This is a genomic window from Terrabacter sp. 01T434, from assembly GCF_056398545.1.
Window position 1 is genome coordinate 89,207 of sequence record NZ_JBFTPP010000010.1, and the last position, 21,079, is coordinate 110,285.

18 protein-coding genes are annotated in these 21,079 nt (G+C 71.5%); 6 read left to right on the forward strand and 12 right to left on the reverse strand.

The features are described 5' to 3' along the window. Position 1 precedes the first annotated feature (1 nt). Positions 2-961, forward strand: a complete 960-nt coding sequence (locus AC1DIW_RS18975; protein WP_478110141.1) for an ABC transporter permease — start codon at positions 2-4, stop codon at positions 959-961. A 104-nt stretch (positions 962-1,065) separates the two neighbouring features. After that, positions 1,066-2,235, forward strand: a complete 1,170-nt coding sequence (locus AC1DIW_RS18980; RefSeq protein ID WP_478110143.1) for a hypothetical protein — start codon at positions 1,066-1,068, stop codon at positions 2,233-2,235. Positions 2,236-2,343: 108 nt separating this feature from the next. Here the strand turns inward: AC1DIW_RS18980 and prcA are convergent, their stop codons facing one another. From prcA to AC1DIW_RS19005, 5 genes are all read right to left on the reverse strand, one after another. Continuing rightward, positions 2,344-3,156, reverse strand: a complete 813-nt coding sequence (gene prcA / locus AC1DIW_RS18985) for a proteasome subunit alpha (protein WP_478110145.1) — start codon at positions 3,154-3,156, stop codon at positions 2,344-2,346. Next, on the reverse strand, positions 3,153-3,986 hold the full coding sequence (gene prcB / locus AC1DIW_RS18990; RefSeq protein ID WP_478110147.1) for a proteasome subunit beta: 834 nt from the start codon (positions 3,984-3,986) through the stop codon (positions 3,153-3,155). Before prcB ends, prcA begins: the two co-directional genes overlap by 4 nt. After that, positions 3,983-4,189, reverse strand: a complete 207-nt coding sequence (locus AC1DIW_RS18995; RefSeq protein ID WP_056756869.1) for a ubiquitin-like protein Pup — start codon at positions 4,187-4,189, stop codon at positions 3,983-3,985. The genes prcB and AC1DIW_RS18995 overlap by 4 nt, the downstream gene beginning before the upstream one ends. 88 nt (positions 4,190-4,277) lie before the next feature. Next, on the reverse strand, positions 4,278-5,798 hold the full coding sequence (dop, locus tag AC1DIW_RS19000) for a depupylase/deamidase Dop (RefSeq protein ID WP_442279532.1): 1,521 nt from the start codon (positions 5,796-5,798) through the stop codon (positions 4,278-4,280). A 79-nt stretch (positions 5,799-5,877) separates the two neighbouring features. After that, positions 5,878-8,433, reverse strand: a complete 2,556-nt coding sequence (locus AC1DIW_RS19005; protein ID WP_478110149.1) for a lysylphosphatidylglycerol synthase domain-containing protein — start codon at positions 8,431-8,433, stop codon at positions 5,878-5,880. 103 nt (positions 8,434-8,536) lie between these two features. On the opposite strand from AC1DIW_RS19005, the gene AC1DIW_RS19010 reads away from it, so the two are divergent. Genes AC1DIW_RS19010 through AC1DIW_RS19020 form a run of 3 tightly spaced genes read left to right on the forward strand, consistent with a single transcriptional unit; the run spans position 8,537 to position 10,975 of the window. Continuing rightward, the gene (locus AC1DIW_RS19010; protein WP_478110151.1) at positions 8,537-9,535 is read left to right on the forward strand and encodes an alpha/beta hydrolase; all 999 of its coding nucleotides are present in this window, start codon (positions 8,537-8,539) and stop codon (positions 9,533-9,535) included. Between the two features lie 40 nt (positions 9,536-9,575). Next, positions 9,576-10,565 carry a ribose-phosphate diphosphokinase gene (locus AC1DIW_RS19015; RefSeq protein WP_442279529.1) on the forward strand — a complete coding sequence of 330 codons (990 nt, stop codon included), beginning with the start codon at positions 9,576-9,578 and terminating at the stop codon, positions 10,563-10,565. Next, entirely contained in the window at positions 10,562-10,975 is a 414-nt protein-coding gene (locus AC1DIW_RS19020) for a DUF3054 domain-containing protein (RefSeq protein WP_478110153.1), read from the forward strand. Before AC1DIW_RS19015 ends, AC1DIW_RS19020 begins: the two co-directional genes overlap by 4 nt. A 140-nt stretch (positions 10,976-11,115) precedes the next feature. Here AC1DIW_RS19020 and arc read toward each other — a convergent pair whose 3' ends face one another. The 4 genes from arc to AC1DIW_RS19040 all read right to left on the reverse strand — a co-directional run bounded on the left by arc (position 11,116) and on the right by AC1DIW_RS19040 (position 15,838). Continuing rightward, a complete protein-coding gene (arc, locus tag AC1DIW_RS19025) occupies positions 11,116-12,873 on the reverse strand; it encodes a proteasome ATPase (protein WP_442279527.1) in 1,758 nt (585 codons plus the stop codon). Between the two features lie 56 nt (positions 12,874-12,929). Next, a complete protein-coding gene (locus AC1DIW_RS19030) occupies positions 12,930-14,042 on the reverse strand; it encodes a tRNA (adenine-N1)-methyltransferase (protein ID WP_442279526.1) in 1,113 nt (370 codons plus the stop codon). 11 nt (positions 14,043-14,053) lie between these two features. Then, positions 14,054-14,476: a single-stranded DNA-binding protein gene (locus AC1DIW_RS19035; RefSeq protein WP_442279525.1), complete on the reverse strand. Its 423-nt coding sequence runs from the start codon at positions 14,474-14,476 to the stop codon at positions 14,054-14,056. Between the two features lie 216 nt (positions 14,477-14,692). Next, complete coding sequence (locus tag AC1DIW_RS19040; RefSeq protein ID WP_478110155.1) at positions 14,693-15,838, reverse strand: M50 family metallopeptidase; 1,146 nt, start codon at positions 15,836-15,838, stop codon at positions 14,693-14,695. Between the two features lie 118 nt (positions 15,839-15,956). On the opposite strand from AC1DIW_RS19040, the gene AC1DIW_RS19045 reads away from it, so the two are divergent. Further along, on the forward strand, positions 15,957-16,799 hold the full coding sequence (locus AC1DIW_RS19045) for a RecB family exonuclease (protein WP_442279523.1): 843 nt from the start codon (positions 15,957-15,959) through the stop codon (positions 16,797-16,799). A 22-nt stretch (positions 16,800-16,821) separates the two neighbouring features. On the opposite strand, the gene AC1DIW_RS19050 is transcribed toward AC1DIW_RS19045, so the two are convergent. The 3 genes from AC1DIW_RS19050 to AC1DIW_RS19060 all read right to left on the reverse strand — a co-directional run bounded on the left by AC1DIW_RS19050 (position 16,822) and on the right by AC1DIW_RS19060 (position 21,047). Further along, positions 16,822-17,715, reverse strand: coding sequence for an alpha/beta hydrolase (locus AC1DIW_RS19050; RefSeq protein ID WP_478110157.1), 894 nt, complete (start codon positions 17,713-17,715; stop codon positions 16,822-16,824). Between the two features lie 435 nt (positions 17,716-18,150). After that, complete coding sequence (locus AC1DIW_RS19055; RefSeq protein ID WP_478110158.1) at positions 18,151-19,533, reverse strand: aminotransferase class III-fold pyridoxal phosphate-dependent enzyme; 1,383 nt, start codon at positions 19,531-19,533, stop codon at positions 18,151-18,153. A 14-nt stretch (positions 19,534-19,547) separates the two neighbouring features. Then, positions 19,548-21,047 (reverse strand): CoA-acylating methylmalonate-semialdehyde dehydrogenase, encoded by a 1,500-nt coding sequence (locus AC1DIW_RS19060; protein WP_478110160.1) that lies wholly within the window; start codon positions 21,045-21,047, stop codon positions 19,548-19,550. Positions 21,048-21,079 lie beyond the last annotated feature (32 nt).

Consider the following 21,079-nt stretch of genomic DNA (forward strand, 5'->3'; position numbering starts at 1 on the left):
CATGTTGCGCTTCCTCGTCCGCAGGCTGGCTCTCGGGCTGCTCATCATGTGGCTCATCTCGCTGGCCGTGTTCGCCCTCTTCTTCGTCGCGCCGAACGACGTGGCCCGGACGCTCGCCGGACGTCAGGCCACCCCTGAGACGGTGGCGCTGATCTCGGCCCGGCTGGGCCTGGACCAGCCGATCTGGAAGCAGTACCTCGACTTCCTCGGCAAGGCGCTGCGCGGGGACCTCGGCTACGACTACTACCACCAGGTGCCCGTCACGACGATCATGGCGCAGGCCCTGCCGATCACGTTGAGCCTCGTCGTCGGCGGAGCCATCATCTGGCTCGTCATGGGGGTCTTCAACGGCGTGGTCTCCGCGATCCGGCCCCGGTCGTTCACCGACCGGTCGTTGACGGTCTTCTCGCTCTTCTTCTACTCGATGCCGACGTTCTTCCTCGGACTGCTGCTGCTCTTCTTCCTCTACTACCAGCTCACCGTGGCGGGCTACCCGATCTTCCCGGCGGGCGGCTACGCCCCGCTCAGCGAGGGCCTGGGGCCATGGGTGCAGCACCTCATCCTGCCGTGGTTCACCCTCGCGCTCGTCTCGGCTGCCACGTACACCCGCCTCACCCGGGCCTCGATGCTCGAGGTCCTCGGCGAGGACTACGTCCGCACGGCGCGCTCCAAGGGCATCCGTGAGAGCCGCGTCATCACCCGGCACGCGCTCCGCTCGGCCATGACCCCGGTGGTCACCCAGTTCGGCATCGACGTGGGGGCCCTCGTCGGCGGCGTCGTCGTCACCGAGACGGTGTTCAGCCTGCCCGGCCTCGGCAAGACGTCGATCGACGCCATCAACCAGCAGGACCTCCCGGTCATCATCGGGATCGTGCTCTTCGCCTCGTTCGCGGTCGTCGTGGCCAACATCGTCGTCGACATGTTCTATGCCGTCCTCGACCCGCGCGTCCGCCTGCACTGACCAGTCTCCCTTGCGGGCGTGGCTGCGCTGGGCCTTTTGTTCCGATGCCTGCCAAGATGGCGAGGTCCACCCCTCCCCAGCCCCTGCCCCTGCATTGGACGGTCATGATCGACAGACCACACTTCAAGTTCTCCCGCCGCGGCTACGAGCCCGAAGAGGTCGACTCCTTCATCGAGTCGCAGAACCGCACGCTCCAGGCAGCCAAGAAGGACGCTGCAGAGCGCAGCGTGGAGCTGACCAAGCTCAACGCTGCCCTGGCCGACCTGCGAGGCCAGCTCGGCCAGCAGTCGCGGGTCATGGCCGACCTGAAGAAGAGCGCTCCGGCGCCGGGTCAGGCGTTCACCGACCTCGGTGAGCGCATCGCCCAGATCCTGTCGCTCGCCGACCAGGAGGCAGCCGAGATGCGCACCCGCGCCGGTGCGGAGGCCGACGAGATCCGCGAGCGCGCCACGCGTGCAGCCGCCGAGCTCAAGGCGACCACGACGTCGTATGCCGAGCAGGCTCGCGCCCGCGCGGACGAGGAAGCCGTGCGCATCATCGCCCAGGCCAACCGGGAGGCCCAGGCCGTCGTCGCCGAGGCCCAGAGCGTCACGGCCGCACAGCGCCAGGAGCTCGCTGCGGAGTTCGAGGCCCACCGCCTCAAGGCCTCCACGGCGTCGGCGGAGCTCGAGGTCACGCTCGCCGCCCGCCGCGAGTCGGCCGACGCGGAGTTCGAGGCGCGCCGCCGGCAGCAGGAGGCAGCCCTGACCGAGAGCGAGTCCCGGCTGCGCCAGCTCACCGAGCGGGCCGAGCACGACGCGCAGGAGATGCGCGCGAGGGCCGAGCAGCTGCTCCAGAACGCCGAGGCGCAGGCCGACCAGATCGTGTCCGAGGCCCGCGACCACGCGTCGCGGGTGCGTGAGGAGTCCGACCGCGAGCTGGCCGCGGCCTCGGCCCAGCGCGACAGCATCAGCGCGCAGCTGAGCAACGTCCGTCAGATGCTCGCCACCCTGGGTGCCGGGACCTTGGTGCAGGGCCTGGGCGCTCCGACCAAGGCCGCCCAGCCCTCCGAGGTCGCCGACGCCGAGCAGTCTGTTCCCGCCCCGGTGCACGAGTCCGCGGAACCTGCGGCCGACGTGGACGAGGGCCCCGGGTCCGAGGTCGCCGGGTCCGAGGGCGTGGACACCGCGGCTGAGCCGGCCGAGCTCGACGACCAGGACCACGAGCAGGACCACGAGCAGGACGACGAGCAGCTCCAGGACACCGGCGACGAGGTCGGCGCCACGCGCCGCTGACGACGCAGGCCGCCGCCTGGATGCGCAGCCCGAGCACGACGAAGGCCGCCCACCGCTGGGGGGCGGCCTTCGTCGTGTCCACCCCTCTCGAGACGGAGCAGGTGAGACTCAGGCCGTGGGCGTCCCGGGGCCCCGACCTTCGGGCGGCTCCCCTGTCGGCGTGGGATCTTCAGGTGACGAAGTCGCGCCCGAGCCCAGCAGGCCGGCCGGCGCATCGGTCGTCTCGCGTGGCTCGCCGAGCAGTCGGGTGAGCACCGGACCGACGATGCGCCGGAACGAGCGTCGCGGGCGGTCGCGGTCGAGCACGGCCACCTCGAGCTGGGCCTCGTCCAGGGCCCGGCGCTCGCCGTTCTCGCCGGCGCCGAGCACATCGACGGCGAGCCGCAGGACCTCGCTCAGGGTCATGCCCGGTCGCCATCCTGTGCCGAGCCGCTCCTCGGCCGCGTCGCTCGCGCCCCCCATGGCCACGAAGCCCTGCTCGTCGGCGACCGACCCGTCGTAGGTCAGCCGGAAGATCTGGTCGCTGTCGGCGTCGACGCCGACCTCGGCCACGACGATCTCGATCTCGAACGGCTTGGACTCCTGGGTGAAGACGGCCCCGAGCGTCTGGGCGTACGTGTTGGCCAGCGCCCGAGCCGTGACGTCGGTGCGGTCGTACGAGTAGCCGCGCAGGTCGGCGTAGCGGATGCCCGCGACCCGCAGGCTCTCGAACTCGTTGTAGCGCCCGACGGCCGCGAAGGCGATGCGGTCGTAGATCTCGGACACCTTGTGCAGGGCGCGCGAGGGGTTCTCGGCGACGAACGCGATGCCGCGGTCGTAGCCGAGGACGATGACAGAGCGGCCGCGCGCGATTCCCTTGCGCGCGAAGTCCGCCCGGTCCTTCATGACCTGCTCGGGCGGCACGTAGAACGGCATGCTCATCGCGCACCCCCCGGGTTGTCACGGCGGGCGGAGACGATGCGCTCGACATGTGCCTCGAGCACGTCCTGCCCGACGAAGCGGGCGCCCGAGTGGTCGACGATGGCCACGGTGGGCCAGATCTGGCGGCCGAGGTCGGGACCGCCGGTGGCCGAGTCGTCGTCGGCGGCGTCGTAGAGCGCCTCGAGGGCGACCGAGATGGCCTGCTGCTCCTCGAGGCCCGGACGCCACAGCTTCTTGAGGGCACCTCTGGCGAACATCGAACCCGAACCCGTCGAGTGGTGGCCGCCCTCGACGTAGCACCCGCCCGTGACGTCGTAGGAGTAGATGCGCCCGGTGGCCGACTCGAGGTCGAAGCCGGCATACGTGGGCACGACCGTCAGTCCCTGCATCGCGAGCCCGAGGTTGCCCCGGATCATCGAGGCGAGGCGGTTGGCCTTGCCCTCAAGCGACATGATGGCGCCCTCGATCTTCTCGTAGTGCTCGAGCTCGACCTGGTAGAGCCGGACGAGCTCGATGGCGATGCCGGCGGTGCCGGCGATGCCCACCACGCTGTAGTCGTCGGCCGCGAAGACCTTCTCCATGTCACGGTTGGCGATGACGTTGCCCATGGTGGCTCGGCGGTCGCCGGCCATGACGACCCCACCGTCGAAGAGGAGGGACACGATCGTCGTGCCGTGCGGTGCCTCGATGCTCGCACCGGACGGCAGGCGCCGGCCCGCCGGCAGCAGCTCGGGACGGTAGGCGGAGACGAACTCGGTGAACGACGAGGAGCCTGCCCGGAGGAAGGCGTCGTCGATCTGCCGCGATCGTCCCGTGGACGGCTGGGTCACTGGCCGCCCTTCTGCACGAAGCCCCGGACGAACTCCTCGGCGTTGGACTCCAGGACGCCGTCGATCTCGTCGAGGACGCTGTCGATGTCGTCGGACAGGCCCTCCTTGACGGCAGCTCCGGCGGGCGCGGTCGGGGGCGCCTCCGGTGTCTCCGGCGGCTCCTCGTCACGACGCTGCGGCTTGACGTGCTCCTGACCCGGCATGGCTACCTCCCAGACGTGTTGGACCTCGTGACCCGACCCTAACCCGTGCAGACCCCGCCGTCCGAGCACCCAGCTGCAACGACGGCGGCTACTCCGGCGTGGCCAGCCCGCGGAGCAGCTCACCGACGTCGGCGCTCTGCTCGAGCAGGGCGCCCACCTGCGCCCGGGTGCCGCGCTCGGGTTCGAGGATCGGCACGCGCTGCAGGCTGGCGTGGCCCGGCACGTCGAAGACCACGGAGTCCCAGCTGGCCGAGAACACCTGTGAGGTGAAACGCCGCACGCACTCACCGCGGAACCAGGCGCGGGTGTCCTCGGGGGGCGTGGTCTGGGCCTCCTTGACCGCCTCCGGTGCCACGAGGTCGCGGAGCATGCCGCGGTCCCGCAGCCGGTGGACGAGGCCCTTCTCCGGCCGCACGTCGGCCCACTGGATGTCGATGGCGGCGAGCCGGTGGTCGTCCCAGGACAGGCCGTCGCGGGCGCGGTAGCCCTCGAGGAGCTTCAGCTTGGCCACCCAGTCGAGCAGCGGGGCGCACGACATGACGTCCCGCCCGAGGCCGCTGAGGACCTCCTCCCAGAGCCCCATGACCTCCGCCGTCGCCTCGGGCTCGGGGTCGTCGCCGCGCCGGTCCAACCAGGTGCGGGCGGCCTCGAGGTACATCCACTGCACGTCGAGGGCGGTCACGGTGCGGCCGTCGACGAGCTCGACGGTGGCCGCGAGCGACGGGTCGTGCGAGATGGTCTGGAGAGCGGCCACGGGGCGCCGGACGGACCAGTCCTCGGTGAGGTGTCCGTCCTCGATCATGCCGAGCACGAGCGAGGTCGTTCCGGTCTTGAGCAGTGACGCGACATCGAGGTGGTTGGCGTCGCCGATGATGACGTGCAGGCGCCGGTAGCGGTCCGCCACGGCGTGGGGCTCGTCGCGGGTGTTGATGATCGGGCGCTTGAGCGTGGTCTCGAGCCCGACCTCGGTCTCGAAGAAGTCGGCGCGCTGGGCGATCTGGTAACCCGCCCCCCGGCTGTCGACCCCCAGCCCGACCCGGCCGGCGCCGCAGACGACCTGGCGCGTCACGAAGAACGGGATGAGGCCGCGGACGATCTCGGGGAAGGGCGTGCGCCGGGGCATGAGGTAGTTCTCGTGGGTGCCGTAGGACTGGCCCTTGCCGTCGGCGTTGTTCTTGTAGAGGTTCACCGGCGGCTGCCCGGGGCGCGCGGCGATCAGGCGGACCGACTCGAGCGCGATGGCGTCACCGGCGCGGTCCCACGTGACGGCGTCGCGCGGCAGGGTCACCTCGGGCGAGCTGTACTCCGGATGGGCGTGGTCGACGTAGTAGCGGGCCCCGTTGGTGAGCACGACGTTGGCGAGGGTCGGGTCCTCGATGTCGGTGAGCTGGCTCGGGTCGGCGGTCTGCCGGTCGAGCTGCCAGCCACGCGCGTCACGCAGCGGGTCCTCGAACGCGTAGTCCCAGCTCGACTGGTTGGAGCGGATCCCCTGGGCCGCGGCATACACGCTGACGACCTGGCCCGAGAGGAACATCGGGTTGGCCATCGGGTCGCCCGGCACCGAGATGCCGTACTCGGTCTCCAGCCCCATGATCCGCCGCACCGTCATGGGGCGACGATAACCGTCTGGGCCGTCGCTGCCGCGCGCGGTCCGTCACCAGCCGAGGGCGTATGCCGTGGGGTGGCCGCTAGATGGCCCCCACCTTCTGCAGCCGGTTGAGCGAGAACCAGCCGAACGGGATGGGCAGCCAGTAGGTCGCAAGCCGGTAGAGCAGGACCGACGAGACGGCGGTGCCGCTGTCGACGCCGATGGAGATCAGGCCGAACGACATCGCCGCCTCGATGCCGCCGAGCCCGCCCGGCGTCGGGACCGCCGATCCGACGATCGCGCCGGCGAAGTAGACCACGGCGATGGAGGCGACGGGTGCCTGTGCTCCGAAGGCCCTCGTCGCACAGACGAGGGCCGCGACGAAGGACATGTCGAGCAGCAGGGCACCACCGAGCAGCTGGGTGAGCTTGGCCGGGTGCTGGAGCACCGCGAGCACCTGCGGCACCGCCGACTTGACCTGCGGCAGGACCCGGTCGGTGAGCAGCGCACGGACCTTCGGCAGGGCCAGCACGCCGAGCAGGAGGATGACCACGACGAGGATGCCGGCGACGAGGACCGGCGACGGGCTGAACGAGACCGCGGGACCGGTGCCGGCTAGCACTCCCGAGATGACGAGCAGCACGAAGTAGGAGCAGAACTGCGCCACCTGGGCCACTCCGACGCTGGCCCCCGCGATCGTCGGGGACAGCCCGGAGGTCTGGAGGTAGCGCGTGTTGAGCGCGATGTTTCCGACGGCCGCCGGTGCGACGAGACCGCTGAAGGCGACGGCGAGCTGCGTCATGTACGTCCGGATGAAGCGCAGGCGGATCTGGACCGCACCGCCGAGGGCGAGCGAGGCACCGGCGAAGGTGGCAGCGGCGAAGACGAGCAGGAGCGCCGCCCAGCGCCAGTCGGCCGTGCTCACGACCTGGCGGAGGTTCACCTGGGCGAGCTGGGTCAGGACGACGTAGCCGGCGACACCCCCGCCGACGAGTGTGACCACACCGCGGGCCGAGATCCGCCGCAGCTGCACCGGCTCGACAGCCTCGGCCTGCGGCCGGAGCGCGACGAGGCGCTCACGCAGCTCGCCCATGACCGACTTCGACGCCTTGAGCGCGACGCGGGCGTCGGCGCTCAGCGCGACGGGCTGCAGGACGGGGACCGCCCGGAGGACGGCATCCTCGCCCAGCGCGGCGACAGCGGAGTCCACGGTGCGTTCGGGCCCCACGGTGAGTGCCACCGTGGTGAGCAGCTGCGCCAGGTCGATGCGCAGGCTGAGGTCGTCGGCGGCGACGTCACCGCTGCCGAGGCTCGCGAGGGCGACCCCGCCACGGTCGTCGACGAGGATCGTCGAGGGCCCGAGCTGGCGATGGACCAGACGTCGACGGTGCAGTGTGCCGGCGAGACGCCAGATCGCGGCGAGCCGGGCGTCGTCGAGCTGACCATCGACCTCACTGAGCGGCGTGCCCTGCGGCTCGTCGTAGGCGATGACGGCCGAGAACGGCCCCACCTCGGAGACGGCGACCGGCTTGGGGGCGCGGATGCCGGCGTCGTGGAACGCCAGGCCCATCAGCGTGCGGTGCTCGACCTCGGAACGCAGCGTGAGCGCCGGCGGTCGCGTGAAGCCGCTGCGCAGCCGCAGCACGCGAAGCAGGCGGCGACCGGACGCGAGCCCGAAGGTGTCGCGGTCGATGACGTGGACGTCGAGCTGGCCGTCCGGGACGGCACCGAGGTAGCGCCGGTCACCCGCGTCGTTCGCGTCGATCAGCTCGAGCCGCGTCAGGGGAAGGCCGCCCGCGACGAGAACCGCGGCCACCTCGGTGGCCGGCGGCCGGGTGGACGTCACCCCGAAGATCAGCCGGAAGGCGAGGCCGACCATCCAGCCCACGACGAGCGAGCAGGCGAGGGCGGCGAGTGTCAGGGCGCCCGAGAGCAAGGTGGTGACGAGCGTCGCGATGACGACCGTGGTCGCGATGGGCGAGATCCACTTGCGGCCGGAGATGTCCGCGACCGTGAGCAGCGCGAGCATCGAGACGATGACGATGTCGAGCGGGCCGGTCCGCCCCGACGACGTCGGCCGCGTCAGCACGTCCGTGACGAATCCACCGTTGCCGGACTGGACGAGGATGGCCAGGACGATGACGAGGACGCCGCCGACGACCGCGGCGCCCAGGGCCTGGATCAGCTGCATCGGCCGGCGTCGCACCAGCAGGTCGGCACCCACGCCGATCGGCAGGAGCAGCACGCCGATGCCACTCATCCAGCCCAGGAGCGTCAGCAGCAGTCGCGGGAGCCCACTCGTGGCATCGGTGAGGTCCTGCTCCACCGCGCCGCGGGTGCCGGCAGCGAGGTCGGCCACGAGCAGCCCCAGCACGAGCAGCAGGACCGCGGCGGCCAGACGCACTCCGTCGGCTGGACGGCGGACCCGTTCGGGGATGGACGGCTCGATGACCTCCACGTCGGGGACGGGAGCCGGACCGCCCTCGTCGACGGGCTCTCGGGCAGTCAGACCCTGCTCGTCGGGCCCGTCGAGCTGGTCGTGCACGTGCTCCGCCGTTCGGCGCATGGTCTCCCCCGTGGTGTCGTCCGGCTGCTGGACAGGTCGCGAGCCGTCCCCGTCCGTGGGGGGCTGCGTCCTCTCCGAGTCGCCGGGCATGGGCCAATCCTGCCCGAGGTCAGGCTCGATTCGTCGCAGCGTCGCCGTCCGGGGCCTGTGGCCCGGTACGGGAGACCCCCGCGAGCGGTGCGAGACTGACGCCGTGACGGTCAGCGACTCGTGGGACATGCCCCTGCGCACCAAGCTCCTCGCCCGTGCCCTGAGCCGGTCGCGCAGCGTCGAACGGATGCAGTCGGCGGACGCGATCGCCCGCAGCAGAGCCTGGTTCGCTCCGGCCAGAGCCCCCTTCACCTGGGTCACCGGATCGGTTCCGGCCGGCGTCGAGATCGGCGGCACGAGCTTCCGGGCGCGTGACGGCCACGAGGTCGCGGTCCGCACCTACCGACCGCGACACACCGGGAGCGAGGTGCTGCCCGCGATGCTGTGGTTCCACGGCGGCGGGTGGGTGCTCGGCAACACCCGGGGCTACGACCCACTGTGCGCCTGGGTCGCCGACCGGGCGCGGGTGGCCGTGCTCAACGTCGACTACCGTCTCGCACCCGAGCACCGGGCGCCCCGGGCCGCGCACGACTGCGTCGACGCAGCCCGATGGGCCGCATCGGACGCCTCGGGCGCCGGAATCCGGCACTCGGGCCTCGGCCTCGCGGGCGACTCCGCGGGCGGCAACCTCGCGGCCGTGACCGCGCAGGTGCTTCGCGCCGACGGCGGCGCCCACGTGGGGTACCAGGCGCTCGTCTATCCCGCCGTCGATGCGACGATGAGCTCGCCGTCCGTGGCCCAGCACGCCCAGGCGCCGATCCTCACCCGCAGCGACATGGACCTGTTCCTCGCGCACTACCTCGGGGACGCGGACGACGCGCTCGCCCCGGTCGACCCGCTCGTCTCCCCCCTGCACGCCCCGGACCTGGGCGGTCTGCCGCCCGCGCTCGTCCAGACGGCAGACCTCGACCCCCTGCGCGACGAGGGCACGGCCTACGCCGAGGCCTTGCAGGCGTCCGGCGTCGAGGTGCGACACACGAACTACCCTCGCGTCCCGCACGGCTTCATGAGCTTCCCGGGAGCCACCCGGGTCGGCGGTGCCGCCCGCGCCGAGCTCGCCCAGTGGGTCGCCCGCCACGCGCGACCCGGAACGGTCGGCTAGTCTGCGAACGCACGCGAGTCTCGTGAGGGATGGTCTCGAAGTGAACGACGTCGTCGTCTTCAGCGGCTCGGCGCACCCCGCCCTGGCCGACCGGATCTGCTCCTACCTGGGGGTGACCCGCTCCCCCGTCGACATCAAACGGTTCAGCAACGACTGCCTCCAGGCACAGCTGCTCGCGAACTGCCGCCAGCGCGACGTCTACATCGTGCAGCCGCTCGTGCCGCCGACGCAGGAGCACCTGATGGAGCTGCTCCTCATGATCGACGCGGCGCGTGGTGCATCGGCGGCGCAGATCACGGCCGTGATGCCCCACTACGCCTACGCACGTTCGGACAAGAAGGACGCCTCGCGCATCTCCCTGGGCGGCCGGCTCGTCGCCGACATGATCTCCACGGCCGGCTGCCACCGGGTCCTGACCATGGCGCTGCACGCCCCGCAGGTGCATGGCTTCTTCTCCACGCCCGTCGACCACCTCACTGCCATCGGCGTCCTGGCCGACCACTTCCGCGACAACGACCTGACCAACTCGATCGTCGTCAGCCCTGACCTCGGCAACGCCAAGGTCGCGACCCAGTTCGCCCGGCTGCTCGGGCTGCCCGTGGCGGCCGGGTCCAAGCGCCGCGTGGCCGACGACCGGGTCGTCATCGACTCGATCGTGGGCGACGTGTCCGGACGGCGCGCCATCATCCTCGACGACGAGATCGCGACCGGTGGCTCGATGCTCGAGCTGATGGACCGGCTCAAGGACGCCGGCGCCACCGAGGCCGCGATCGTCTGCACCCACGGCCTCTTCGCCGGCAAGGCCGTCGAACGGCTCCGCGACCACCCGTTCGTGACCGAGGTCGTCACGACCGACACGGTCCCACCGCCGCACGGCTGGCCCGAGCTGAAGGTGCGGTCGGTCTCGGCCCTCTTCGCCGAGACGATCAGCCGCATCCACCACGGCCGTTCGGTCAGCTCGCTCTTCGAGGGTGTGGACCCGACCCACGCGCCGCCGCAGGCAAAGCTCCCGTTCGACCCGCAGCCATGAGCCGATCCCCCTGGTGGCGCCGCCCGGCGGTCGCGCTCCTGCTCGACGTCCTGCTCGTCCTCGTCTTCGCAGGCGTGGGGCGGGCCAGCCACGACGAGTCGGGTCCCGTGTTCGGCGCGCTGGTGACGGCGTGGCCCTTCCTCGTCGGGACCGCCATCGGTTGGCTCGTCGTCCGGGTCGTCCGTGGCGTCTGGCCGATCGACGTGGCGCCCGGGGTCACGGTCTGGTTCGCGACCGTCCTCGTCGGCATGCTGCTGCGCCACGCGGTCGGCTCGGGCACGGCCCTGAGCTTCGTCGTGGTGGCCTCGGTCGTGCTCGCCCTCTTCCTGCTGGGCTGGCGCGCCCTGGGGGCGTATGCCGTCCGCCGAGCCCGCGCGCCCCGCCCAGCACGCGCGCCACACCACGGCTAGCCACCCCGCCCCCTCCTCAACCGTCGAGAGGCCACGTGTGGCCGCTCCCACCCCGTCGAGAGGCCACGTGTGGCCGCTCCCACCCCGTCGAGAGGCCACGTGTGGCCCGGAGACCCGGGCCACACGGCATACGCACGGTCTCAGAGGTACTGGCCCGTGTTGGCCGTCGCGATGGACCGGCCGGGCTCGGTGCCGTCCTTGCCCTTGAGGAGGGTGCGGATGTAGACGATCCGCTCACCCTTCTTGCCGCTGATCCGCGCCCAGTCGTCGGGGTTGGTCGTGTTGGGCAGGTCCTCGTTCTCCTTGAACTCGTCGACGCAGCTCGCGAGGAGGTGCTCGACGCGGATGCCCTTCTGGCCGGTCGTGAGGAAGTCCTTGATCGCCAGCTTCTTGGCCCGGTCGACGATGTTCTGGATCATCGCGCCCGAGTTGAAGTCCTTGAAGTAGAGGATCTCCTTGTCACCGCCCTGGTAGGTCACCTCGAGGAAACGGTTCTCCTCCATCTCGGAGTACATCCGCTCGACCGCGGCCGTGATCATGGCCCCGACGGTGGCCTCGCGGTCACCCCCGTTGACGGCGAGGTCGTGCTCGTGGAGCGGCAGCGTCTCGACGAGGTACTTGCTGAAGATGTCGCGCGCGCTCTCGGCGTCGGGCCGCTCGATCTTGATCTTGGCGTCGAGTCGCCCCGGCCGCAGGATGGCGGGATCGATCATGTCCTCGCGGTTGGAGGCCCCGATGACGATGACGTTGTCGAGGCGCTCGACGCCGTCGATCTCGGCGAGCAGCTGCGGCACGATGGTGGTCTCGACGTCGCTCGAGACGCCCGAGCCACGCGTGCGGAACAGCGAGTCCATCTCGTCGAAGAAGACGACGACCGGCGTTCCGTCCGAGGCCTTCTCACGGGCGCGCTGGAAGATGAGCCGGATGTGGCGCTCGGTCTCGCCGACGTACTTGTTGAGCAGCTCTGGGCCCTTGATGTTGAGGAAGTAGCTCTTCTCGGTCGCCTTGCCGGTGCGCGCCGCGACCTGACGGGCGAGGGATGCGGCGACGGCCTTGGCGATGAGGGTCTTGCCGCAGCCGGGAGGGCCGTAGAGCAGGACACCCTTCGGCGGCTTGAGGGCGTGCTCCTTGTAGAGCTCGGGGTGCAGGAAGGGCAGCTCCACGGCGTCGCGGATCTGCTCGATCTGTCCCGAGAGGCCACCGATGTCCTCGTAGTCGACATCGGGGACCTCCTCGAGGACGAGCTCCTCGACCTCGAGCTTCGGGATGACCTCGTGGACGAAGTTCGACCGTGGGTCCAGCGTGAGGGAGTCCCCGACACGGATGTGCTCCCCCAGAAGAGGGGTCGCGATGCGGCAGACGCGCTCCTCGTCGCCGTGGGTGATCACGACCACCCGCTCGTGGTCGATGCGCTCCTTGACGGTGACGACCTCGCCGACCCGCTCGTAGCCATGGACGGACACGACGTTGAGGGCCTCGTTGAGCATGACCTCGCGGCCCAGCCCGAGGTCCTGCTGGTCGACGGACGGGCTGATCGCGACACGCATCTTGCGTCCGCCGGTGATGATGTCGATCGCGCCGTCGTCGGGCGGGTCGATGACGAGGCCGTAGGTGCTCGGCGGCTGCGCGAGGCGGTCGACCTCCTGCTTCAAGGTGACGATCTGCTCGCGCGCGTCCCTCAGCGTGCGCACCAGCCGCTCGTTCTGCGACGACAGCGTCGACAGGCTCGTCTGGACGTGGGCCAGCCGTGCCTCGAGCTCACGCGTGCGCTGCGGCGAGTGACGCGCCACCTCACGCAAGGACTCGACCTCGGCGCGCAGGGCTGCGAGCTCGCGGTCTCCGGGGACTCCTGCGCCGTCGGCACGCTCGGGGTCTGGGTTGCGGACGTCATCCGACATGTCGGCCTCCTCGATTCGTCACTCGCACATAGTGACGATTCGACCCTAACCCCGGGTCAGCCGATGTCGTCGGACGTTTCAGCCAGTGATCGGCGCACGCGTCGGATCGTCTTGTCGCTCTTGACCCGCTCGCCGAGCGCCTCGGGCGTCCAGGCGTCCGCCGGGATGTCGGTCGACGCGGTCGATCCCGGGACGACCGTGGGCTCTCCGCCGGCGTCGGAAGCGGCGCCGACCCCGGTGTCGCCGGTCACGCCTGACTCGGTCGCGTCGGCGTAGGCGCCCTTGGCGGGACGGCGCTTGCGCTCGGGCGGGACGACGCCGGGGGCGAGGCGACGCGTCGTGATGAGGAAGCCGGTGTGTCCGTGCATCCGGTGCTGCGGACGGACCGCGAGGCCCTCGAGGTGCCACCCGCGCACGAGGGACTCCCAGGCGGACGGTTCGGTGAAGCCGCCATGGGCACGGATGCCCTCGGCGACCCGGCTCAGCTGGGTCGTCGTGGCGACGTAGCAGATGAGCACGCCGCCCGGGATCAGGGCCTCGGAGACGGCGTCGAGGCACTCCCACGGGGCCAGCATGTCGAGGACGACGCGGTCGACCGTGCCGGCGGGGGCAACGGTCGGCAGGGACTCGACGAGGTCGCCGACCGTGACGGTCCAGGCCGGGTGGTCCCCACCGAAGAACGCCCGACCGTTGCCACGGGCGATGTCGGCGAAGTCCTCGCGACGCTCGAACGACAGCAGCCGGCCACGCTCCCCGATGGCACGCAAGAGTGACATGGACAGAGCACCGCTGCCGACACCGGCCTCGACGACCGTCGCGCCCGGGAAGATGTCGGCCATCTGGACGATCTGGCCCGAGTCCTTGGGGTAGACGACGGCCGCGCCGCGCGGCATCGACATGACGTAGTCGCTGAGCAACGGTCGCAGTGCGAGGTACTCGACGCCGGCGGTGTTCGTCACCACGGACCCGTCGTGGGACCCGATGAGGTCGTCGTGCCGGAGGAAGCCGCGATGGGTGTGGAACTCGCGACCGGGCTCGAGCGTGATGGTGTGCAGTCGCCCCTTGGGGTCGGTCAGCTGGATGCGCTCCCCGACCTCGAAGACGCCGCGGCGGTCGTGCGCACCCGTGACGTGGGACTGCGCGGATGCGGGCTGCTCGGCGTCGGTCATGGGAGCACAGTCTAGGTGGCGCCGAGACCTCCTCCGGACGCCCTCCGGAGCGCCACCGCCTCGACCTCGTAGCGGCTCTGACGGCCGGCAGGTCCGCCGAAGAACCGGCGGCGAAGTGCGCCCTCGACCTCGACCAGGTCACCGCTGCGCAGGCGCATGGCGGTGCGGCGCGTCCCTGCCGTCCAGCACACGACGTCGATGGTGTCGACCGTCGCCCGCTTGGGGCTGTCGGCAGCGGCGCGGCGTCTGCTGGCCGCCGGCTCGCGTGGGACGACGACGCGCAGCGTGGCGATGCGGTCACCGCTCGGCAGCTCACGCTCCTCGGCCTCGGCGGCCAGGCGCCCGGTCAGGGCCACCTCGTTGCGTCCCGCGGCGGGGCTGTCAGGGCTGGCGCTCGTCGCGGTTCGGCTCGTCGTGGGCTGTCTCGTCGCCATGATGCCTCCCTCCGGCCCGCGTGTCGGGCCCTGTGCCCAACGGTGAGGGGTGACCGGCACGACGCGCTGCCGGCGCCGCCGTCCTGTGGACAACGTCCGGGACCGCGGCGGGGATGTGGACGCCGCACACGCCCCTGGCGGGCCAGACGGCTCCGCGCGACACGGCATACGTCATCGAGTGGGTCCCCAGGTCGTCGTGACCGGAGGCGTGCGGGGTCAGCGGCGACCGCGGCGGGACAGCCCGGCCCCCACGACGGCATTGATCCGCTCGGCGCTCGCCAGGCCGCGGATGTCGCGCGTCGCCTCGTCGACGACGACGGCGAGCGACAGCTCCCGCGCGCTCATGACCTGGATGAGATCCGTCAGCACGGCGTCGGCGGGCAGGGCGACGACCCATGCCGCGGGCTGGGCCACGGTGACGGAGGCGATGGCGGTGCGATCGCGTCCCTCGGTCGGCACGGCGGCGGCGGAGTCCGCGTCGACGACGCCGAGGGGCCACCCGGTGGGGTCGGCCGCCGCCACCCAGGCGCCAGCGGCCAGCTCCGCCTCGACCTGCACCAGCGACGTCGTGCCCGCGACGAGCGACAGCGGTTCGAGCACGTCGGTCGCGAGGCCGGCGGTCGCCTCGTGGATGTGCCCGGAGCGGACGGCGCCCGAAGCGCCTTGCCACAGGAAGAAGGCGATCGCCATGGGCCAGACGAGGTCGAAGATCTCGGGTGAGCGCCCCTCGGCGAGGGGACGCAGGGCGAACCACGCGACGGTCAGCACTGCGACGACGCGGCCGAGCCAGCCGGCCGCGACGAGACCGCGGCCCTTGCTGCCGGTGGCCCACCAGACCAGGGCGCTGACGATCTGGCCGCCGTCCAGCGGCAGTCCGGGGAGCAGGTTGAAGAGGCCGACGAGGAGGTTGGCGAAGGCGACGATGCCGAGCAAGGTCAGGGCCGTCTCGTTCGTCGTCAGGGCGCGGACGCCCCAGACCGCGCCGGCGAGGACGAGGTTGGAGAGCGGACCCACGACGGCGACGAGTGCGGTCGTGGTCGGCGAGCTGCGGGTCGCGTCGTAGACGGTGTGCCCGCCCCAGACGTCGATCACGATCCGGCTGACCGGATGACCCCGCCACAGAGCGGCAAGGGCGTGGGACGCCTCGTGCACGAGCACCGAGACGAGAAGGAGCACGGCGTAACCTACGGCCAGCAGGTAGCCGTACGAGGCACCGCGGTCGGGCCGCGAGAGGTTGGGCCCGAAGACGACGACGATGAGCACGGCGATGATCGGCCAGGACCGGCCGAGATACACCGGGATCCCGGCGAGGCTGCCGATCCGCCACCCGTGGGCCGCGGCCGGGCGGACGGGAGTGCTCATGGACCCGACCCTATGCCCTGCGTGGCGGGGCGCCCTGTGCCGGACCTGTCCGCGGCCTGTGGCCTGTGGCCTGTGGGCGCAGGCGGGCGGTGTCGCCGCTGCGGCATACAGTCGCCCCATGGTTGCAGCGCTGTCCCCGAGTCGGGCCTCCGACTTCATGTCGTGCCCGATGCTCTACCGCTTCCGGGTCATCGACAAGCTCCCGTCGCCGCCGACGCAGGCGACGGCCCGGGGCACGCTCGTGCACGCCGTCCTCGAGCGGCTCTTCGACCTGCCCGCGACCGAGCGCACCATCGAGGCTGCGGTGGGCCTCGTGCCGCAGGAGTGGGCGCGCCTGGCCGACGAGGAGCCGGCCATGCTCGACCTGCTCGCCGAGCACGACGGGCGCACCGACGAATGGTTCGCCGGAGCCGCGACGCTGCTGCAGACGTGGTTCGGCCTCGAGGACCCGACCCGCCTCGAGCCTGCCGAGCGCGAGCTCTACGTCGAGACCGAGATCGACGGGCTCGTCCTGCGCGGCTACGTCGACCGCCTGGACGTGGCGCCGGGGGGCGCGATGCGTGTCGTCGACTACAAGACCGGGCGCTCGCCCTCCGAGCACTTCGAGGCCAAGGCTCTCTTCCAGATGAAGTTCTATGCACTCGTGCTCTGGCGACAGCGCGGTGTCATGCCCAAGCGCCTGCAGCTGGTCTACCTCGGAAACAGCGAGATCGTCGCCTACGAGCCTGACGAGCAGGACCTCCTCGGCACCGAGCGCAAGGTCAAGGCACTGTGGCAGGCGATCGAGCGAGCTGCGACGACCGGTGACTGGCGGCCGAGCCCGAGCCGGCTGTGCGACTGGTGCGACCACCGGGCCCTGTGCCCGGCGTGGGGCGGCACTCCCCCGCCGCTGCCCGAGGACGCCGCGACGCGCGCCGTCGACCCCCAGGTGACCGGGGAGGCCGAGCCCGACGACGAATGAGCCCGGGGGTACTGCCGCCGAGCTACGGGGCCGGTGCAGCCACGGTCGCGCCGTGGCCTGTCGCGATCTGAGCGATCGCGCGCAGGGATCCCGTGCCCGCGACGAGGTAGCCGTTGTGTCCGTGTGCGCCGTCGACCGGGAGCGCCCGGGCACCGAAGGCGGTTGCAGTCGGGTCGGCAGCGTGGCCGAACCCCTCCACCCGCGTGTGGGGGACGACACCGATCGGGTCGTCGGGGGCGAGGCCTGCCCACACGGTCGCCGTCGTGTGCAGGGCGGCACGGTTCCACACGTCCATCCCCGGAGAGCCGACGACCACGAGGGAAGAGATGCGAAGGTGGGGGGCCGCGTGGGCACACACCACCGAGCCGTAGCTGTGGCACACGACGCTCACCGTGGCCGAGCGCGAGAGGCTGTCGACGAAGGCGGCCAGCCGGGGAGCCCCGTCGACGGCACGTTCGGAGCGAGCGGCGTCCGCGTTGAGCCCAGCCGGTGGGTCGTAGTCGAGCCAGACCACCACCGCCGCCGGCGTTCCAGGGGCCTGCCGCTCCATCGCGGCGAGGAGGCTGCGCGCCTGCACCGCCGGATGTCTGCGCCCAGCCCCGCGCTCGTCACTGAGCAGAGGAGCCGTCCAGCCGACACCCGGCACGATGACGGCGACATTGCGTGCTCGGCGCACGTCCCCGAACGCCTCGACGAGACGGCCCTGGCCGTGTGCATCGGCACTCAGCACCGTGGCCGGCGGCCCCATGACGGTCACGGGCGTCCCGTCACTGAGCGACTGGCCGACGGCAGGCGCGGCCCCGACGAGCACCGCCACGAGGGTCGCGACGCCGAGGACGAGCCGGTCCCGAAGGCGCCCGCGTGAGGGTCGTCCGGTCGTGGTCCTCCGTCGGTGACGGTGAGGTGGTCGGTGCACTCAGTCTCCTGGTCGTCGGTCTGGACAGCGCAGTCCCCCAGTCTGCGTGACCAGCCTGAGAGCAAGTTCGGGGCCGGCCCGGGCTGGCGCGGCGTTGGCGCGCCCCAGGATCGGAGCTGCCCCACGCGCGTCCTCGCGAACGCAGCGGAACTGGGTGGCGCCTGCGGCGCGCCGGCTCAGGCCGGCGCTGCCGATCTCGCTCACCGACCCGGAAGGTCGGTCGCGAACGCGCCGGACAAAGTCCTGGAGGGACGTTCCCCTCCGGACAAGGTTAGAGCGGTCGTACTGCGAAGGCCAACCACGCGGCGCGCCGCCCCGAGCCGGGGCGCAGCCGTGGGGCCGAGTCCGCGACTCGGCCCCACGGCATACGGCAGCCCACGGCATACGGCAGCGCCACGGTCACGGCGGCCCCCACGGCATGTGCGCCAGTGCGAGTCAGACCGTGAAGGTGTCCGCCACGGAGAGCGCCTCGTCGAGCACCGCGAGTCCCTCCTCGACCTCCTCGGGCGTGGTGGTGCAGGGCGGCACGACGTGGGTCCTGTTGAAGTGGGTGAAGGGCCACAGCCCGCGCTCCTTGCACGCCGCCGCGAAGGCCGTCATGGGCGCGGCCGACTCGCCCCCGGCGTTGTAGGGCACCAGCGGCTCGCGCGTCTCACGGTCACGAACCAGCTCGACCGCCCAGAAGACCCCGAGACCACGCACGTCGCCGACGCTCGGGTGCCTCGCCGCGATCTCCTGCAGCCGGGGACCGATGACGTCGGTGCCGAGCATCCTGGCGTTCTCGATGATGCCCTCCTCACGGAAGGCGTTGATCGAGGCCACGGCCGACGCGCAGGCGAGCGGGTGGCCGGAGTAGGTCAGGCCGCCCGGGAAGGCGCGCTGGTCGAACGTCGCGCGAATCTCGTCGGAGATGATGACCCCGCCGAGCGGCACGTAGCCGGAGTTGACCCCCTTGGCGAAGGTGATGAGGTCCGGTCGGACGCCCCAGTGGTCGACGGCGAACCACTCGCCACAGCGCCCGAAGCCCGCCATGACCTCGTCGGCGATGAGGATGATGCCGTGCTCGTCGCAGAGGTCGCGGACCCCCTGGAGGTAGCCGTCCGGCGGGACGAGGATGCCGTTCGTCCCCACCACGGTCTCGAGGATGATCGCGGCCACGGTGTGCGCGCCCTCGACCATGATCGTGTCGCGCAGGTGCTGCAGGGCACGGTCGCGCTCCTGCTCCTCGCTCTCGGAGAAGAAGGCGGAGCGGTACGTGTAGGGACCCCAGAAGTGGACGATGCCGGACTGGCCCGGCTCGGACGGCCATCGCCGTGGGTCGCCGGTCAGGGTGATCGCCGCGGCCGTCGCGCCGTGGTAGCTGCGGTAGGTCGCGAGGACCTTGTGACGGCCGGTGTGCAGGCGCGCCATCCGGATGGCGTTCTCGTTGGCCTCCGCGCCGCCGTTGGTGAAGAAGACGGCCGAGAGACCCTCGGGCGCCACCTCCGTGATGAGCCGGGCGGCCTCGCTGCGGGCGTCGTTGGCGAAGGACGGCTGGATCGTCGCGAGCCGGGCCGCCTGCTCCTGGATCGCCGCGACGACCTTCGGGTGGTTGTAGCCGATGTTGACGTTGACGAGCTGGCTGCTGAAGTCGAGGTAGCGCTTGTCCTCGTAGTCCCAGAAGTACGAACCCTGGGCCCGGGCGATGGGCAGCGGGTCGATGAGGCCCTGGGCGGACCAGGAGTGGAAGACGTGGGCGCGGTCGAGGGCACGCACCTCGTCGACGCCCATCTGGTCGAGCAGGTCCTTGACCACGGTGCGCTGGCCGAGCTCGGTCATGGTGGCGTCCTCTCTCATCGGGTGCGCGGGAAGCCGAGGTCGACCGTCGAGGTGGCCGGGTCGGGCCACCGCTGCGTCACGACCTTGCCGCGCGTGTAGAAGTTGATGCCCTCAGGGCCGTACATGTGGGTGTCGCCGAAGAGCGAGTCCTTCCACCCGCCGAAGGAGTAGTACGCGACGGGCACGGGGATGGGCACGTTGATGCCGACCATGCCCACCTCGACCTCGTTCTGGAACCGGCGGGCGGCGCCGCCGTCACGGGTGAAGATCGCGGTGCCGTTGGCATACGGATTGCGGTTGATGAGGGCCAGGCCCTCGTCGTAGGTCGCGACCCGGACGACCGAGAGCACCGGGCCGAAGATCTCGTCGCGGTAGACGGTCATGTCGGGCGTGACGTCGTCGAGGAGCGTCATGCCGAGGAAGAAGCCGTCCTCCGGGACGTCCTGTTCGCGGCCGTCGACGACGACGGTCGCGCCCGCCTCGGCCCCCGCTGCGACGTAGCCCGCGACCTTGTCGCGGTGCTCGCGCGTGATGAGCGGGCCCATGTCCGTGCCCGCCTCGGCACCCGGGCCGACAGTGAGCCTGGGCAGCCGGGAGGAGATGGCCGACACGAGGTCGTCGCCGACCCCGCCGACGGCCACCGCGACCGAGAGCGCCATGCACCGCTCACCGGCCGCTCCGTACGCCGCGGACACGATGGCGTCTGCGGCCATGTCGATGTCCGCGTCGGGCAGGACCAGAGCGTGGTTCTTCGCGCCCCCGAGCGCCTGGACGCGCTTGCCGTTGGCCGTGCCACGCTCGTAGATGTACTTGGCGATCGGCGTCGAACCGACGAAGCTGACGGCGGCGATCTCCTGGTGGTCCAGGAGCGCGTCGACCGCCTCCTTGTCGCCGTGCACGACGGTGAAGACGCCGTCGGGCAGGCCGGCCTCCTTCCACAGCTCGGCAAGGAAGAGCGAGGCGGACGGGTCCTTCTCGCTCGGCTTGAGGACGAACGCGTTGCCGCAGGCGATGGCGTTGGCGCACATCCAGAGCGGCACCATGACGGGGAAGTTGAAGGGCGTGATGCCCGCCACGACGCCGAGCGGCTGACGGATGCTGTAGACGTCGACCCCGCTCGCGGCCTGCTCGGAGAAGCCGCCCTTGAGCAGCTGCGGCACGCCCGTGGCGAACTCGACGTTCTCCAGGCCGCGGGCGATCTCGCCGACCGCGTCGGACAGGACCTTGCCGTGCTCTGCCGTCACGATCGCGGCGAGCTCGTCGGTGCCCCTGTGGAGCAGCTCGCGGAAGGCGAAGAGCACCGCCGCCCGCTTCGAGAGCGAGCTCGTGCGCCACTCCCGCGCCGCCGCGGCCGCGGTCTTGACGGCCGCGTCGACCTCGGCGGTCGACGCCAGCGGCACCTCCCCCGTCACGCGCCCTGTCGCGGGGTCGTGCACCGGCGCGGTCCGGCCTGAGGCACCAGGGACGCGCGTGCCCGAGATCCAGTGGTCGATGGTCACAGCCTGGGTCGTCATGCGCTCCACGCTACGTGCCACCACTACCCCAC